At 70.1% G+C, this 14,491-nt stretch carries 11 protein-coding genes and 1 pseudogene; 4 read left to right on the forward strand and 8 right to left on the reverse strand.

Annotation, left to right across the window (positions count from 1 at the left end):
• Window positions 1–3 precede the first annotated feature (3 nt).
• Together gtfA and N4G63_RS24955 are read left to right on the forward strand one after the other, a co-directional pair.
• Entirely contained in the window at window positions 4–1,602 is a 1,599-nt protein-coding gene (gtfA, locus tag N4G63_RS24950) for a sucrose phosphorylase (protein ID WP_314600277.1), read from the forward strand.
• Between the two features lie 182 nt (window positions 1,603–1,784).
• Entirely contained in the window at window positions 1,785–4,094 is a 2,310-nt protein-coding gene (locus N4G63_RS24955) for a TonB-dependent receptor domain-containing protein (protein ID WP_314600278.1), read from the forward strand.
• On the opposite strand, the gene N4G63_RS24960 is transcribed toward N4G63_RS24955, so the two are convergent.
• Window positions 4,082–5,251 (reverse strand): LacI family DNA-binding transcriptional regulator, encoded by a 1,170-nt coding sequence (locus tag N4G63_RS24960; protein ID WP_260789681.1) that lies wholly within the window; start codon window positions 5,249–5,251, stop codon window positions 4,082–4,084. The two genes, N4G63_RS24955 and N4G63_RS24960, sit on opposite strands and share 13 nt — an antisense overlap.
• 106 nt (window positions 5,252–5,357) lie before the next feature.
• On the opposite strand from N4G63_RS24960, the gene N4G63_RS24965 reads away from it, so the two are divergent.
• Window positions 5,358–6,479 carry a UDP-glucose--hexose-1-phosphate uridylyltransferase gene (locus N4G63_RS24965; protein ID WP_260789682.1) on the forward strand — a complete coding sequence of 374 codons (1,122 nt, stop codon included), beginning with the start codon at window positions 5,358–5,360 and terminating at the stop codon, window positions 6,477–6,479.
• A 4-nt stretch (window positions 6,480–6,483) separates the two neighbouring features.
• The gene (gene galK, locus N4G63_RS24970; protein ID WP_260789683.1) at window positions 6,484–7,662 is read left to right on the forward strand and encodes a galactokinase; all 1,179 of its coding nucleotides are present in this window, start codon (window positions 6,484–6,486) and stop codon (window positions 7,660–7,662) included.
• Between the two features lie 105 nt (window positions 7,663–7,767).
• Here the strand turns inward: galK and N4G63_RS24975 are convergent, their stop codons facing one another.
• The 7 genes and pseudogenes from N4G63_RS24975 to N4G63_RS25005 form a co-directional block, all read right to left on the reverse strand.
• Window positions 7,768–8,754: a LacI family DNA-binding transcriptional regulator gene (locus N4G63_RS24975; RefSeq protein WP_260789684.1), complete on the reverse strand. Its 987-nt coding sequence runs from the start codon at window positions 8,752–8,754 to the stop codon at window positions 7,768–7,770.
• 213 nt (window positions 8,755–8,967) lie between these two features.
• Window positions 8,968–9,986, reverse strand: a pseudogene (denD, locus tag N4G63_RS24980) (D-erythronate dehydrogenase).
• A complete protein-coding gene (locus N4G63_RS24985; RefSeq protein ID WP_260789686.1) occupies window positions 9,983–10,819 on the reverse strand; it encodes a FadR/GntR family transcriptional regulator in 837 nt (278 codons plus the stop codon). The pseudogene denD and the gene N4G63_RS24985 overlap by 4 nt, the downstream one beginning before the upstream one ends.
• Before the next feature lie 13 nt (window positions 10,820–10,832).
• Complete coding sequence (locus N4G63_RS24990) at window positions 10,833–11,603, reverse strand: SDR family oxidoreductase (RefSeq protein WP_260789687.1); 771 nt, start codon at window positions 11,601–11,603, stop codon at window positions 10,833–10,835.
• Between the two features lie 19 nt (window positions 11,604–11,622).
• Window positions 11,623–12,702, reverse strand: coding sequence for an ABC transporter ATP-binding protein (locus tag N4G63_RS24995; protein WP_314600279.1), 1,080 nt, complete (start codon window positions 12,700–12,702; stop codon window positions 11,623–11,625).
• Window positions 12,703–12,714: 12 nt separating this feature from the next.
• Window positions 12,715–13,557, reverse strand: coding sequence for a carbohydrate ABC transporter permease (locus tag N4G63_RS25000; protein ID WP_260789688.1), 843 nt, complete (start codon window positions 13,555–13,557; stop codon window positions 12,715–12,717).
• A gap of 10 nt (window positions 13,558–13,567) precedes the next feature.
• Window positions 13,568–14,425, reverse strand: a complete 858-nt coding sequence (locus N4G63_RS25005; protein WP_314600280.1) for a carbohydrate ABC transporter permease — start codon at window positions 14,423–14,425, stop codon at window positions 13,568–13,570.
• Window positions 14,426–14,491 lie beyond the last annotated feature (66 nt).

Genomic DNA, 14,491 nt, shown 5'->3' on the forward strand with positions numbered 1-14,491 from the left:
CCGATGAAGAACCAGGTTCAACTGATCAGCTATGTCGACCGCCTCGGCGGCGGCAACATCGCGGCGCTGCAGGCCTTGCTGCGCGGCCCGCTGCAAGGCCTGTTTGGCGGCGTGCACCTGCTGCCCTTCTATCACCCGATCGACGGCTCGGATGCCGGCTTCGACCCGATCGACCACACCCGGGTCGACGCCCGGCTGGGCGACTGGGCCAGCGTGTCGGCCCTGACGCAGGACGTGGACGTGATGGCCGACGTGATCGTCAACCACATGTCGAGCCAGTCGCCGCAGTTTCTCGACTACTCGGCGCGGGGCAGCGAATCGGCCCACGACGGCCTGTTTCTCACGCTGGACGCGGTGTTTCCGCAGGGCGCCACCGAGCGCGATCTGCTGGCCATCTACCGCCCGCGGCCCGGCCTGCCCTTCACGATGGCCACGCTGGGCAATGGCCAGCGCCGGCTGCTGTGGACCACCTTCACCGCGCAGCAGGTCGACATCGACGTGCAGCACCCGCAGGGCCGGGCCTACCTCAGCGGCATCCTGCGCACGCTGGCCGCGGCCGGCATCCGCATGGTGCGGCTGGACGCGGTGGGCTATGCCATCAAGAAGGCCGGCGCCAGCTGCTTCATGATGCCGGAGACCTTTGCCTTCATCGACGCCTTCGCGGCCGAGGCGCGGGCGCTGGGCATCGAGGTGCTGGTCGAGATCCACGCCTACCACCGGCGGCAGATCGAGATCGCCGAGCGGGTTGACTGGGTGTACGACTTCGCGCTGCCGCCGCTGGCGCTGCATGCGCTGTTTTTTGGCAGCGCGGCGCCGCTCAAGCGCTGGATCGCGATCCGGCCGAACAATGCGCTCACGGTGCTCGACACGCACGACGGCATCGGCGTGATCGACATCGGCGCCGACGTGGCCGACCGGGCCGGCTCGCCCGGCCTGGTGCCACCGGCCGAGCTGGATCTGCTGGTGGAGCTGATCCACGAGAACAGCGGGGGCCAGAGCCGCCAGGCCACCGGCGCGGCAGCCAGCAACCTCGACCTGTACCAGGTGAACTGCAGCTTCTACGACGCCCTGGGCCGCGACGACGCGGCCTATCTGGCGGCGCGGGCCATCCAGTTCTGGCTGCCCGGCGTGCCGCAGGTGTACTACGTGGGCCTGCTGGCCGGCCACAACGACATGGCCTTGCTGGCGCGCAGCGGCGTGGGCCGCGACATCAACCGCCACCACTACAGCGCAGACGAGATTGCGGCCGACCTGCAGCGCCCGGTGGTGCGTGCGCTGTGCGGGCTGATCCGCCTGCGCAACAGCCACCCGGCCTTTGGCGGCGAGTTCGTGCTCGAGCCCAGCCCCGACGACCGCCTGCTGCTGGCCTGGCAGCACCAAACCGCCGATGGCGTGCTGCACGAGGCGCGGCTGGCGGTGGACCTGGTCGAACGCGTGGCGCTGCTGGAGTACAGCCTGCCTGTTGCGCCTGTTGCGCCTGTTGCGCCTGTTGCGCCTGGGGCGCCAGGTGAACCGGTTGAAGGCGCCGCCGCTGGCCAGGCCGGGCATGCAGGCCCGCGCCGGCGCCTGCGCCTGGATGCCGCGGCCGATTTTTCTGGCTGACGATGCAATCGTTGCCATCCCGCAACGTGATGACTCGGTCAAACCCTTCGGGAGACTTTGATTTTCAGGGTTTCGCCGGATAACGCAATCGATTGCAACGCGATGCAATCCAACCCGACACGCCATGATTCAGGGGTGCGCGCCGCCGGCCCCGATGCCCACCACCCACAGGAGACAAGACCATGAACCCCCGTGCCCTTTCGCTTCGCCCCGTGGCCGCTGCAGCCGCCACCGTGGCCGCCAGCCTGTGCCTGATGCCGGCGCTGGCCCAGGCCCAGCAGGCCGCAGCGGCCAGTGGCGCCGCGGCCGGTGACGGCCTCAAGCTCGACAGCGTGGTGATCACCGGCACCTCGACCGCGCGCACGAAGATGAAGCAGTCGGTGTCGCTGTCCACCCTCGACGGCGACTCGCTGCAAAACACCGTGGCCGCCAGCGCCACCGATGTGCTGCGCACCGTGCCCGGCCTGCGCGCCGAGTCGAGCGGTGGTGAGGGCAATGCCAACCTGGGCGTGCGTGGCCTGCCCATGAGCGACGGCGGCGGCCGCTATGTGCAACTGCAGGAAGACGGCCTGCCGGTGCTGCTGATCGGCGACATGTCGTTCGCCACCGCCGACCAGTTCGTGCGTGCCGATTTCATGACCGACGGCGTCGATGTGATCCGCGGCGGCTCGTCGTCAACTTTGGCCACCAATGCACCCGGGGCCATCGTCAACTTCCGCAGCAAGACCGGCAAGGCCGCCGGCGGTGCGCTGGGCTTCTCGACCGGGCTCGACCACCGCCAGATGCGGCTCGACTTTGCCTACGGCGGCAAGCTGGGCGATGGCCTGACGTTTCAGATGGGCGGCTTCTACCGCCATGGCGAAGGCCCGCGCAACACCGACGTGACGCTCGAGAACGGCGGCCAGTTCCGCGCCAACCTCACCAAGGACCTGGGCCAGGGCAGCTACCTGCGCGTCAACTTCAAGAGCCTGCATGACAAGACCCCCACCTACCTGCCGGTGCCGGTGGTGGCCAATGGCAGCAGGATCGAGACGATTGCCGGTGTCGATCCGCGCCAGGCCTTCTTCGTGAACAGCAAGTTCGCCAGCGATGTGGTGGTCGACAAGAACGGCAACCGCGTGGCCACCAACCCGGCCGACGGTCTGCAGGTGAAAGTGGATTCGATCGGCCTCGAAGGCCAGTTCAACCTGGGCGGCGGGCTGCAGATCACCGAGCGCTTTCGCAAGAGCGCGATCAGCGGCCGCTTCATCGGCGTGTTTCCGGCAGGCAGCCAGCCGGCCGACTATGCGGGCACGGCCAAGGTGTTCTCGGCGCACATCTTCAACACCTCGCTCGACGACATGGGCAATGTGTTCAACGACCTGCGCATCAGCAAGGAGCTGGCGCTGGCGGCCGGCAGCAAGCTCACGCTGGTGGGCGGCTTGTTCAACGGCCAGCAGAACGTGGGCCAGACCTGGTACTGGAACCGCTACAACATCGGCCTCGGCGGCGATGGCGCGGGCGTCTACAACAACGCCGGCGCCGCCAGCACCGGCGCGGTGGGCGATGCCACCACCACCTGGGGCGGCTGCTGCTTTCGCAACATCGACGTGCGCGTGACCGCCACCGCGCCCTACGCCGCCCTCACCTTCGAGCAGGGCCCGCTGAGCATCGACGCCAGCGTGCGCCACGACCGGCAACAGGGCAGCGGCACGCAGAAGTTCGGCAGCGCCACCACAGGCACCTGGAACCCGGCGCGGCTCAACGCCATCGGCTGGCGCAGCGACGCCACCTCGTACTCGGTGGGCGCCAACTACGAGCTGCAGCGCAACCTGGCGCTGTTTGCCCGCGCCAGCCACGGCGCCTCGTGGAAGTCGCCCGACCGCGTGGTGTGGGACCTGGACGTGGACAGCGGCAAGGCGCCCTACCCGCTCAACGAGATCGACCAGGTCGAGGCCGGCGTCAAGTACCGCGGCCAGGGCTTCTCGGCCTTCGTCACCGCCTTCTTCGCCAAGACCCGTGAAGGCGCCGGCTACGAGCTGACCACCCAGACGGTGAAGAACAACTCGTACGAGTCCAAGGGCATCGAGGCCGAGTTCTCCACCCAGATCGGCCCGGTGCGCCTGATCGGCGGCGCCACGCTCACCGATGCGCAGATCACCTCGGGCAGCAACATGGGCAAGACCCCGCGGCGCCAGGCCAGGCTGGTGTACCAGCTGTCGCCCAGCTACGTGATCGGGCCGGTCGAGTTGGGGGCCAGCATCGTGGGCACCACCAAGAGCCATGCGCAGGACGACAACGTGGTGGTGCTGCCGGGCTATGCCACGGTCAACACCTACCTGAACTACGAGCTGCGCGAGAACCTCACGCTGCAGCTGGGCGTGAACAACCTGTTCAACACCCTGGCCTACACCGAGGCCGAGGGCCAGAACAACCTGGGCACCAACCCGCTGTACATCGCCCGCGCCATCAACGGCCGCAGCGCCAAGCTGGCGGTGCGCTACAGCTTCTGAGCGGGCCCGGCCACCGGCGCCGGTGCCGGCGCCGGTGGCTGCGCGGAGGATGACGCCGGTGTTTGCGCTTGCGCCGGCGCGCCGCAGGACTGCCGCTGCACCAGGTGCGGCACCAGCTGCGGCACCAGCTGCGGCACCCGATCGGGCGCCAGCGCCGCGCTGGCGCCGCTGTCGCCCATCTGGGCGCGCAGCAGGCTCAGGGCCTGGGCGCCGTGGCCCTGCGGATCGGAATGCACCGTGGTCAGCGGCGGTGTGGCAAAGGCGGCCAGCGGAATGTCGTCGTAGCCCACCACCGCCACGTCCTGCGGCACGCGCAGGCCGGCCTGCTGGATGGCCTGCAGCGCGCCGAAGGCGATGGTGTCGTTGCCGGCAAACAGCGCCGTGATGCCCGGCCGCCGCGCCAGCAGCGCCCGCGTGGCGCGCCAGCCGCTCTCGGCGCTGAAGTCGCCGCGCGCCAGCCAGTGCGCCGGGGCGTCGATGCCGTGCTGTGCCAGCGCGTTGCGCCAGCCGGCCTCGCGCTGCGCCGCGGCATGGAACTCGGTGGACGCATAGTTGACGAAGCCGATCGCCCGATGGCCCAGCCCGATCAGGTGCTGCACCGCCAGCTGGGCCGATTGCGCCGTGTCGTCGCCCATGGCGTGGCGCGGTGATACCTCGGGCAGGCCGCAGCCCAGCACCACCAGCGGCAGGCCGGATTCGATCAGCTGCTGCACATGCGCCAGCTCGGCCGTGCGCAGGTGCGCCAGGATCAGGCCGTCGATGCGGCGGCTGCGCACCAGCTGCACAAAGTCGCCCGGCTCGCGCCCCGCCCCCTCGGTGGATTCGATCAGCAGCCGCAGGCCATGCTGGTGGCACTGGGCGTTGATGCTGGCCAGCAGCTGCGCCAGAAACGCATCCACATGCAGGTGCGCCAGGCTGGGCAGCACCAGGGCCACGGTGCCGGTGGCGCCGCCGGCCAGCATGCGCGCGGCGGCATGCGGCTCGTAGCCCAGCTCGCGCGCGGCCTGCAGCACCCGCTGGCAGGTGGCCTGGCTGATGCCGCGGTCGGTGATGCCGTTGAGCACGAAGGACACCGTGGTGCGCGACACCTGGGCACGCTGGGCCACATCGGCGCTGGTGGGCCCGCGGTTCAGGCCGGTGCGTTGGCTGCGATTCATTGAGGGTTAACCCTTAAACCTAACACGCGTTAGCTTTTTTACGATGCGACTAACGCGCTTTAGATTCAGTGTAGCGCGAGGTTTCTGGCCTTCTCCGAGATCACCCGTGACCCCAGCGTTCAACCCCGCCGAGCATCCGCACCGCCGGCTCAACCCGCTCACCGGCCGCTGGGTGCTGGTGTCGCCCCACCGCGCCAAGCGGCCCTGGCAGGGCCAGCAGGAGCCGCTGGACGCCACCGCCCGCCCGGCGCACGACCCCGACTGCTACCTGTGCGCCGGCAACGCCCGCATCACCGGCCAGCGCAATCCGCCCTACACCGGCACCTTCGTCTTCGACAACGACTTTGCCGCGCTCACCGCGGACGAGCTGGGGCCGGCCACCGGGGCCGAGCCTGAAGCCGCTGCGGCGTCAGGCAGCCTGTTCACCACCGCGCCGGCGCGCGGCCTCAGCCGGGTGATCTGCTTCTCGCCCGACCACGGCCGCACCCTGCCCGAGCTGCCGCTGCCGGCCATCCGCGGCGTCATCGACACCTGGTGCGCGCAGACCGCCGAGCTGGGCCGCCAATGGCGCTGGGTGCAGGTGTTCGAGAACAAGGGCGCGATGATGGGTTGCAGCAACCCGCATCCGCACGGCCAGGTGTGGGCCTGCGACTTCGTGCCCGAAGAGCCGGCGCTCGAAGACGCCCACCAGCGCGCCTGGCAGCAGCAGCATGGCCGCGTGATGCTGGCCGAGCTGGCCGCGCGCGAGGCCGCACTGGGCACCCGCGTGGTGGTGAAGACGCCGCTGTGGCTGGCCATCGTGCCGCACTGGGCCACCTGGCCGTTCGAGACCCTGCTGCTGCCGCGCTTTGCCGTGCAGCGCCTGCCCCAGCTCGATGAGGCCCAGCGTGCCGACCTGGCCGTGGCGCTGAAGGAGCTCACCGCGCGCTACGACAACCTGTTCGGCTGCTCGTTCCCGTACTCGATGGGCTGGCACGGCGCGCCGTTCGACCCCGCGGCCCCAGCCGCCGGCGGCAGCGGCGCCGCGCCGGGCGATGTGTCGCACTGGCAGCTGCACGCCCACTTCTACCCGCCGCTGCTGCGCTCGGCCACGGTGCGCAAGTTCATGGTCGGCTTCGAGATGCTGGCCGAGGCGCAGCGCGACCTCACGCCCGAGCAGGCCGCCGAGCGCCTGCGCGCCGTGCCCGCCCGCCACTACCTTGACCCCCTGCCCGCCAGCCCGGACTGACGCCATGACCTCCCTGATCGATGCCGACCTGCGCCAGCGCGTGCTGCGCAGTTTTGAGTCCAGCTTCGGCCACGCCCCGAGCGCACTGGTGCAGGCCCCGGGCCGCGTCAACCTGATCGGTGAGCACACCGACTACAACGGCGGCTTCGTGCTGCCCTGCGCCATCGACCGCCAGACCCTGGTGGCCCTGCGCCCGCGTGCCGACCGCCAGGTGCTGGTGGTGGCGGCCGACCGCCAGGGCGCGCGTGATGGCTTCTCGCTGGACGAGCCCATTGGCCACCGCGCCGACGCCAGCTGGAGCCACTACGTCCGCGGCATGGTGCAGGTGATGCTGGCCCACGGCCTGCCGCTGCAGGGCATGGAGCTGGCCATTGCCGGCAACGTGCCGCAGGGGGCGGGGCTGTCGTCGTCGGCCTCGCTCGAGGTGGCGGTGGGCCAGGCCTTCAAGACCGCGCAGGGCCTCGACGAGCTGCCGCCCACGCTGCTGGCCCAGCTGGCGCAGCGCGCCGAGAACGAGTTTGTCGGCATCCGCTGCGGCATCATGGACCAGCTGATCTCGGCCCGCGGCGAGCGCGAGCATGCGCTGCTGATCGATTGCCGCTCGCTGCAGGCCCGCGCCGTGCCCCTGCCCGCCGGCGTGGCGGTGATGATCGTGCACAGCCGCGTGCGTCGCGGCCTGGTGGACAGCGAGTACAACACCCGGCGCCAGCAGTGCGAGGCCGCGGCCGCCCACTTTGGCGTGCCGGCGCTGCGCGACGTGGGCCTGGCCCAGCTTGACGACCCGGCTGCCACCGCCGGGCTGGACGGCGTGGTGCTGCGCCGCGCGCGCCACATCGTGAGCGACAGCGCGCGCACCGTGGCCGCCGCCCAGGCGCTGGCGGCCGGTGATCTGCAGGCCATGGGCCGGTTGATGGCGGCTTCGCATGTCTCGATGCGCGACGACTTCGAGATCACCCATCCGGCGGTGGACGAGCTGGTGGCCATCCTGCAGCAGGCCATCGGCGCCGAGGGCGGCGCACGCATGACCGGCGGCGGCTTTGGCGGCTGCGCCGTGGCCCTGCTGCCCGAGGCCCGCGTGGCCGCCGCCACCGAGGCGGTGCGCAGCCACTACCGCTCGCCCGAGGGCGAGCCGGGCACGGTGTGGGTGTGCCGGGCGGCCGACGGCGCTTCAGCCGTGGCCTGATCGCCGCCGGCGGCTCGTCAGCCGTTGATCGCCAGCCGTTGATCGCCAGCCGTTGATCGCCTGCGGCGGCTTGGCATCCGCTGATCGCCAGCCGCTGACGCGACATCAGCTGCTCTGGCGCACCACCAGCTCGGTGCGCAGCAGCCGGCTGCCCACGCGCTCACCGGCCAGCTGGGCCAGCAGGCCCTGCACCAGCAGCACGCCGGCCTCGCTGATCGGCTGGCGCACGGTGCTGATCGGCGGCTCGAAGTTGGCCGCCAGCGCGATGTCGTCGTAGCCCACCACGCGCACGTCGTCGGGCACCCGGCGGCCATGGCGGCGCAGCGCGCTGATCACGGTCATGGCCATCAGGTCGGAGGCGCAGAACACGGCGTCAAAGGCCAGCTTGTCGCGCACCAGCTGATCGACCTCGCGGCGGATGTCGTCGGCCACAAAGGGCACCGGCCGGGCCAGTGCCGGGTCCACCGTGCGGCCGATGCGGGCATGGGCGCGCTCCCAGCCCTGCATGCGCTGGCCGATCTCGGGCAGCTCGGGGTCGCCCATGAACAGCACGCGCTGCGCACCGCGCTCGATCAGATGGGCGGTGGCCAGCTCGCCGCCGGCGATGTTGTCGCTGCCCACCGTGGCGTACAGCTGCTGCGGCATCTGCGCGCCCCACACCACGAAGGGCACACCCTGCACGGCCATGGCATTGAGCTGGTCGTGGTGATGCCACTGGCCCACCAGCACCACGCCCGAGGCCTGGCCGGTGCGCCAGGGCCGCGCGGCTTCATCCAGATGGCCGGCATCGACGCGGGTGATCAGCATGTCGTGGCCGCGGTCGGTCAGCGCATCCGCCAAGCTGCCGATCAGGCTCAGGAAAAACGGGTCGCTCAGGTGCTGCCGGGTTTCGGGGTCGTAGGGCACGATCACCGCCACGGTGCGGTTCTGCTTGAGCCGCAGGTTCTGCGCCCCGATGTTGATGCTGTAGTTGAGCGAACGCGCCAGCTCGGCCACGCGGGCACGGGTTTCGGCATTGACCAGGGTGCTGTCGGACAGTGCCCGCGACACGGTGGACACCGACACGCCGGCCAGCCGCGCAATGTCGGACATCTGCACCCGTGAGGGGCGCACCAGGCCGCCGGGGCCGGTTGGGGCGAGGCTTGCCGGGTCGGCGGCTGAAGCGGCGGGGGGTGGACGTACGGCGGACCATGCGGCAGACCATGCACTGGGGCGGGCGGGACGGCGGGCACTGCGTCCCGTGGGGGCTTGCGTGACGATGATGCCACGGCCCTCCTGGCCGCCACGCCCTTGCCGGGCGCGGCTTCAGCCGGCCAGGCCCTTCAGCGCCTCAGGGTGTTCCCGATGGTCGGCGATGTACTGGCGAATGATGTCGTCGAAGCTGGCATCGGCCTGCAGGCCCAGCGCCTGGGCGCGCGCCGCCGACGCCGCCTGCGGCCAGCGCGCCACGATGCCGGCAATGCGCACGTCGTGCTGGAAGCTCACCCGCGCGCGCACGGCCGGGCCGGCCACGCGCTCGAGTGCATCCAGCATCTGCTGCACGGTGACGGTGAGGCCCGGCAGGTTGAGCGCGGTGCGGCCGGCGTAGGCGTCGCGGCTGGCCTCGTACACGGCGATCAGCCCGGCCACGGTGCTGGCCGGCGAGGCCACCGGGTGCGAGGTCTCGGGCGCCACCGGGCACACCGACGGCTCGCCCGCCAGCGGCTCACGGATGATGCCGCTGAAGAACGACGAGGCGGCGCCATTGGGCCGGCCGGGGCGCACGGTGACGGTCATCAGCCGCGCGCTGCGGCCGTCGATGAAGCCCTTGCGGGTGTAGTCGGCCACCAGCTGCTCACAGATGTACTTCTGGATGCCGTAGCTGGTTTGCGGCGTGGGCAGGGTGTTGTCGGTCACCACGGCCGGCATCGGGTGGGCCTCGTCAGGCCGAACACCGCCACCGAGCTGCTGAACACCAGGCGCGTGGGCGCCGCCCCGGCCTGCACGCGGGCGCGCAGGGCATCGAGCAGCGCACGGGTGCTGTCGAGGTTGGAGCGCAGGCCCAGCTCGAAATCGGCCTCGCACTCGCCCGATACCGCGCTGGCCAGATGGAACACGCCGTCAAAGGCCTCGTCGCGCAGCGCCTCGCACTGCGCCAGCAGCGGGCTGGTGCGGGCCTGCACGCGCGGGTCGGCGGCCAGATCGGCCAGGTGCGGGCCCAGCGCGAACTGGTCGGACAGCACGATGCAGCGGATGGGCGTGCCAGCCAGCGTGCCGCGGGCCAGCAGGGTGCGCGCCAGGCGCGCGCCGACGAATCCGGCGCCGCCGGTGATCAGGATCTTCATGTCAGGGTCTGGCTCGGCTTGGTGGGCTTGGAGGTCTTGGCGGTCTTGGCGGGGGCCGCCGGGCGGGCGGGCTTCGGCGACCGTGGCGCCTTCAGCGGCGGCGCGGGCAGGGCCAGCGAGGGCAGCTTGCGGCGCGGCGAGCCGAGCACCTGCTCGATGTCTTCCTGCGCGCCGTCGATCTGCAGCAGCGAGGCGCGCTCGGCGCGGTCGGCGTCGCGGGCGATCAGCGCATCCAGCACGGCGCGGTGCAGCGGCAGCGATTGCGCGGGGCCGTCAGGCCGCGAGGTCGAGATCTCGAAGCTGGTGCGCAGCAGCGCGCCCAGCGCCTTGCCCATCTGCACCATCATGCGGTTGTGGCAGGCGTGCAGCAGGCCCTGGTGAAAGCGCAGATCGTGGGCCACGTAGTCGCCGCCCAGCTCGATGGCGGCCTTCATGCCGGCATAGGCGGTCTCGATCTCGGCAATGTCGGCGGGCGTGGCGCGCTCGGCCGCCATGCGCACGGCGGCCGGCTCGACGATGCGGCGCAGCTCCTGCAGATCACGCAGAAACTCGCGCGTGAGGCCGATGCGCGACTGCCAGGCCACCACCGAGGGATCGAACCAGTTCCACTGGTCGGCCGGCAGCACGCGCGTGCCCACCTTGGGCCCGGTGGTCACCAGGCCCTTGGCCACCAGCGACTTGATGGCCTCGCGCACCACGGTGCGGCTGACGCCCAGCTCGGTGCACAGCTGGGCCTCGGGCGGAATGCTGCCCACATGGCCGTAGCGGCCCGACACGATGGCCTCACCCAGCAGATCGAGTGTGTGGCCCAGGACGTTCTTGATGGCGTTCATGAGCCCGCGATTGTCACAGCGAGGCGGTCACGCCGCCGTCGACGTACAGGATGTGGCCGTTGACGAAGGCCGCGGCGTCGCTGGCCAGAAACACGCAGGCCGGCGCCAGTTCTTCCACCTCGCCCCAGCGGCGGCTGGGCGTGCGGCTGAGCAGCCAGCCGCTGAAGGTGTCGTCGGCCACCAGCTTGGCGGTGAGCTCGGTCTTGAAGTAGCCCGGCCCCAGGCCGTTCACGGTGATGCCGTGCGGCCCCAGGTCGATGGCCATGCCCTTGGTCAGCATCTTCACCGCGCCCTTGCTGGCGGCATAGGGCGCGATGCCGGGGCGGCCCAGCTCGCTTTGCACCGAGGCGATGTTGATGATGCGGCCGCGCTGGCGGCCCACCATGCGCCGCGCCACGGCCTGGCCCACGATGAACAGGCTGTCGACATTGGTGCGCATGATGTCGGCCCAGTCTTGCGCGGCAAACTCGTGGAAGGCACCGCGGCGCTGGATGCCGGCGTTGTTGACCAGGATCTCCACCGGCGCCAGCTCGGCCTCGATGGCGGCCACGGCGGTGTCGACCTGCGCGGCGTCGGTCACGTCGAAGGTGCGGGCCTGCACGTTGAGGCCTTCAGCGGCCAGCGTGGCGCGGGCGGCCTCGAGCTTGCCGGCGTCGCGGCCGTTGAGCACCACTGCGGCGCCGGCCTGGGCCAGGCCGCGGGCCAGGGCCAGGCCGATGCCGGCCGACGAGCCGGTGACCAGGGCCAGCTTGCCATCGAGGCGGAAGGTGGAGGCGTCGATCATCGAGCGTGCGGCCGGTGGGTCACAGGCGCTGCTGCGAGGCGCCGTCGAACACATGCGCCTTCACCGGGTCGTACTGCAGGTACACCGTGTCGTCGGGCTGGGCGGCGGTGCGGCCATGCATCACCACCACCAGGCGGGTGTCGCCCACCTGCACCAGCAGCTCGGTCTCGGCACCGGTGGGCTCGACCACCACCACACGCGCGGCAATGCCGTGCCGGCCGCCGGGGCCGGCCGCCGGGCCATCGGCCAGGCGCAGGTCGGTGGGCCGGATGCCGTAGTGCACGGCCTGGCCGGACCTGGCGGCCGAGCCGGGCGGCAGCGGCCAGTCCACGCCCAGCGCCTGCACCGCGCCATCGGCCACCGCGCCCTCGAACACGTTCATGGCCGGCGAGCCGATGAACTGCGCGACGAACAGGTTGCCTGGCCGGTCAAACAGCTCGAGCGGCGTGCCGATCTGCTCGACGATGCCGTCGTGCATCACCACGATGCGGTCGGCCATGGTCATGGCCTCGATCTGGTCGTGGGTGACGTAGACGGTGGTGGTCTTCAGGCGCTGGTGCAGGGCCTTGATCTCGGCGCGCATGGCCACGCGCAGCTTGGCGTCGAGGTTGGAAAGCGGCTCGTCGAACAAGAACACCTTGGGGTCGCGCACGATGGCGCGGCCCATGGCCACGCGCTGGCGCTGGCCGCCCGACAGCTCGCGCGGGTAGCGGCCCAGCAGATGGTCAAGGTTCAGGATCTTGGCCGCCTTGGCCACCCGCTCGGCCGTGGTGGCGGCATCGGCCTTGCGCAGGCGCAGGCTGAAGCCCATGTTCTCGCCCACCGTCATGTGCGGGTACAGGGCATAGCTCTGGAACACCATCGCGATGTCGCGGTCCTTGGCCTCGAGCTCGTTGACCACCTTGCCGTCGATCAGGATCTCGCCGCCCGAGATCTCCTCCAGACCGGCCAGCATGCGCAGCAGGGTGCTCTTGCCGCAGCCCGAGGGGCCGACGAGCACGACGAATTCACCGTCGGCAATGTCGGTGCTGATGCCATGCAGCACCTTGACCTTGCCGCCATAGGTTTTCTGGACATTGCGAAACGAGACTGCAGCCATGATGTTTGTGAGTTAGCTTTTTACAGCGCCGGCGGTGAGGCCGGAGACCATGTAGCGCTTGAAGGCGTAGTAGATGGCGGCGGGCGGCGCGGCGTAGACCAGGCCGGTGGCCATCAGCACCTCCCACGGCGAATCGTCGGCGGCCAGAAAATTGCCCAGTGCCACGGCCAGCGTGATGTCGGTCTCGGCCGAGAGCAGCAAAAAGCCGTAGAGGTATTCGTTCCAGGCCAGCAGCAGCGCGTAGGTGCCCACCGCCACCAGGCTGGGCACCATCAGCGGCACATACACCAGGCGAAACAGCTGCAGCGGGCTGGCGCCGTCGATGCGCGCCGCTTCGTCCAGCTCCCAGGGCAGCTTGTCGCTGGCCTGCTTGAGCACCCAGATGCAGTAGGGCGTGGCAATCGTCACCATGGCCAGGATCAGCGACCAGTGGTTGTTCAGCAGGCCGTAGGTGGCCATGGTCTTGTACATCGGCACGGCCAGAAAGGCCGCGGGGATGAAGTAGGTGAACAGCGCCAGGTTCATCACCGTGCGGCCGCCGCGCACCTTGAGCCGGCTGATCGCAAAGGCCGCGCAGGTGGCGATGCCCAGCGTGATCACGCCCACGCTCACCGCAATGAACAGCGAGTTGCCCAGCTGCGTCCAGAAGTGGGTGAGGTAGTAGTGCTTTTGCTGGAACACGGTGGCGAAGTTGTCCAGCGTGGGCTCCTTGGGCCACAGGCGGCCGCTGGTGGCCTGGTCACGCGGCGAGATCGCGAACAGCATCAGGTGGTAGACGGGGATCAGCGTCCACAGCAGCACCGGAATGCCCACCAGCAGCAGCTGGGCCTCGGTGATGAACTTCTTGAGTTTCATGTCAGCCGGCTCACTTCGACAGGCGCTTCATCATCAGGAACACCATCGGCAGCACCAGCGGCAGCGCGACGACGATGGTGGCCATGGCCAGCTCGATCTGATCGAGCCGCAGGTAGCGGATGCCGAGCGTGGCCAGCACATGGGTCAGGTCGGCCGGGCCGCCGCCGGTGAGCAGGTAGACGCTGTTGAAGTCACCCAGGGTCCAGATCATCGACAGCACGCTGCTGGTGATGTACAGGCCGGCCATCGACGGCCAGGTGATGAAGCGGAACTTCTGCCAGCGGGTGGCGCCGTCGACGCTGGCGGCCTCGTAGTGCTCGGCCGGAATGGCCAGGCGGCCGGCCAGCAGGATCAAGGTCCAGAAGGGCAGTGACTTCCAGATGTGCATCAGCATCGAGAAGCTCAGCGCCAGCATCGGGTCGTTGAGCCAGTTCGGCCCGTCGAGCCCGGTGAGCTTGAAATAGGTGGTGTTGATCACGCCCCATTCGGGGTTGAGCATGAAGCGCACGCTCAGGATCGTGGGAATGCTGGGCACCGCCCACGGCAGGATGAAGATGGCCGAGAGGATCTTGATCCACCAGCGCGCGGTGACGAAAAATCCCGACAGCCCCAGCGCGATCAGCATCTTCAGGTTCACCGCCACCACGATGAAGATCACCGTGTTGATGGCCGTGCGAAAGAAGATCGGGTCTTCGAACAGCTTCACATAGCTGGACGGATGGCGCGCCAGCCACAGGCCGTAGCCCACCGGGTACAGCACGAAGACGACGAACACCAGCAGGTAGGGCAGCAGCATCGCCCGGCCCCAGAAGGTCCAGGGGCTCATCGGCCGTGCAGGTAGCGGTGCGGGAAGGGCTGCGGTGCTCATGGCTCGCTGTATTCAGACATCGACAGAAGCGCTGTCAGGTCGGCGGGGATAGGGCGATGGGCACGA

The organism is Aquabacterium sp. OR-4 (assembly GCF_025290835.2).
In the GTDB taxonomy this organism is placed as follows: domain Bacteria; phylum Pseudomonadota; class Gammaproteobacteria; order Burkholderiales; family Burkholderiaceae_C; genus Pseudaquabacterium.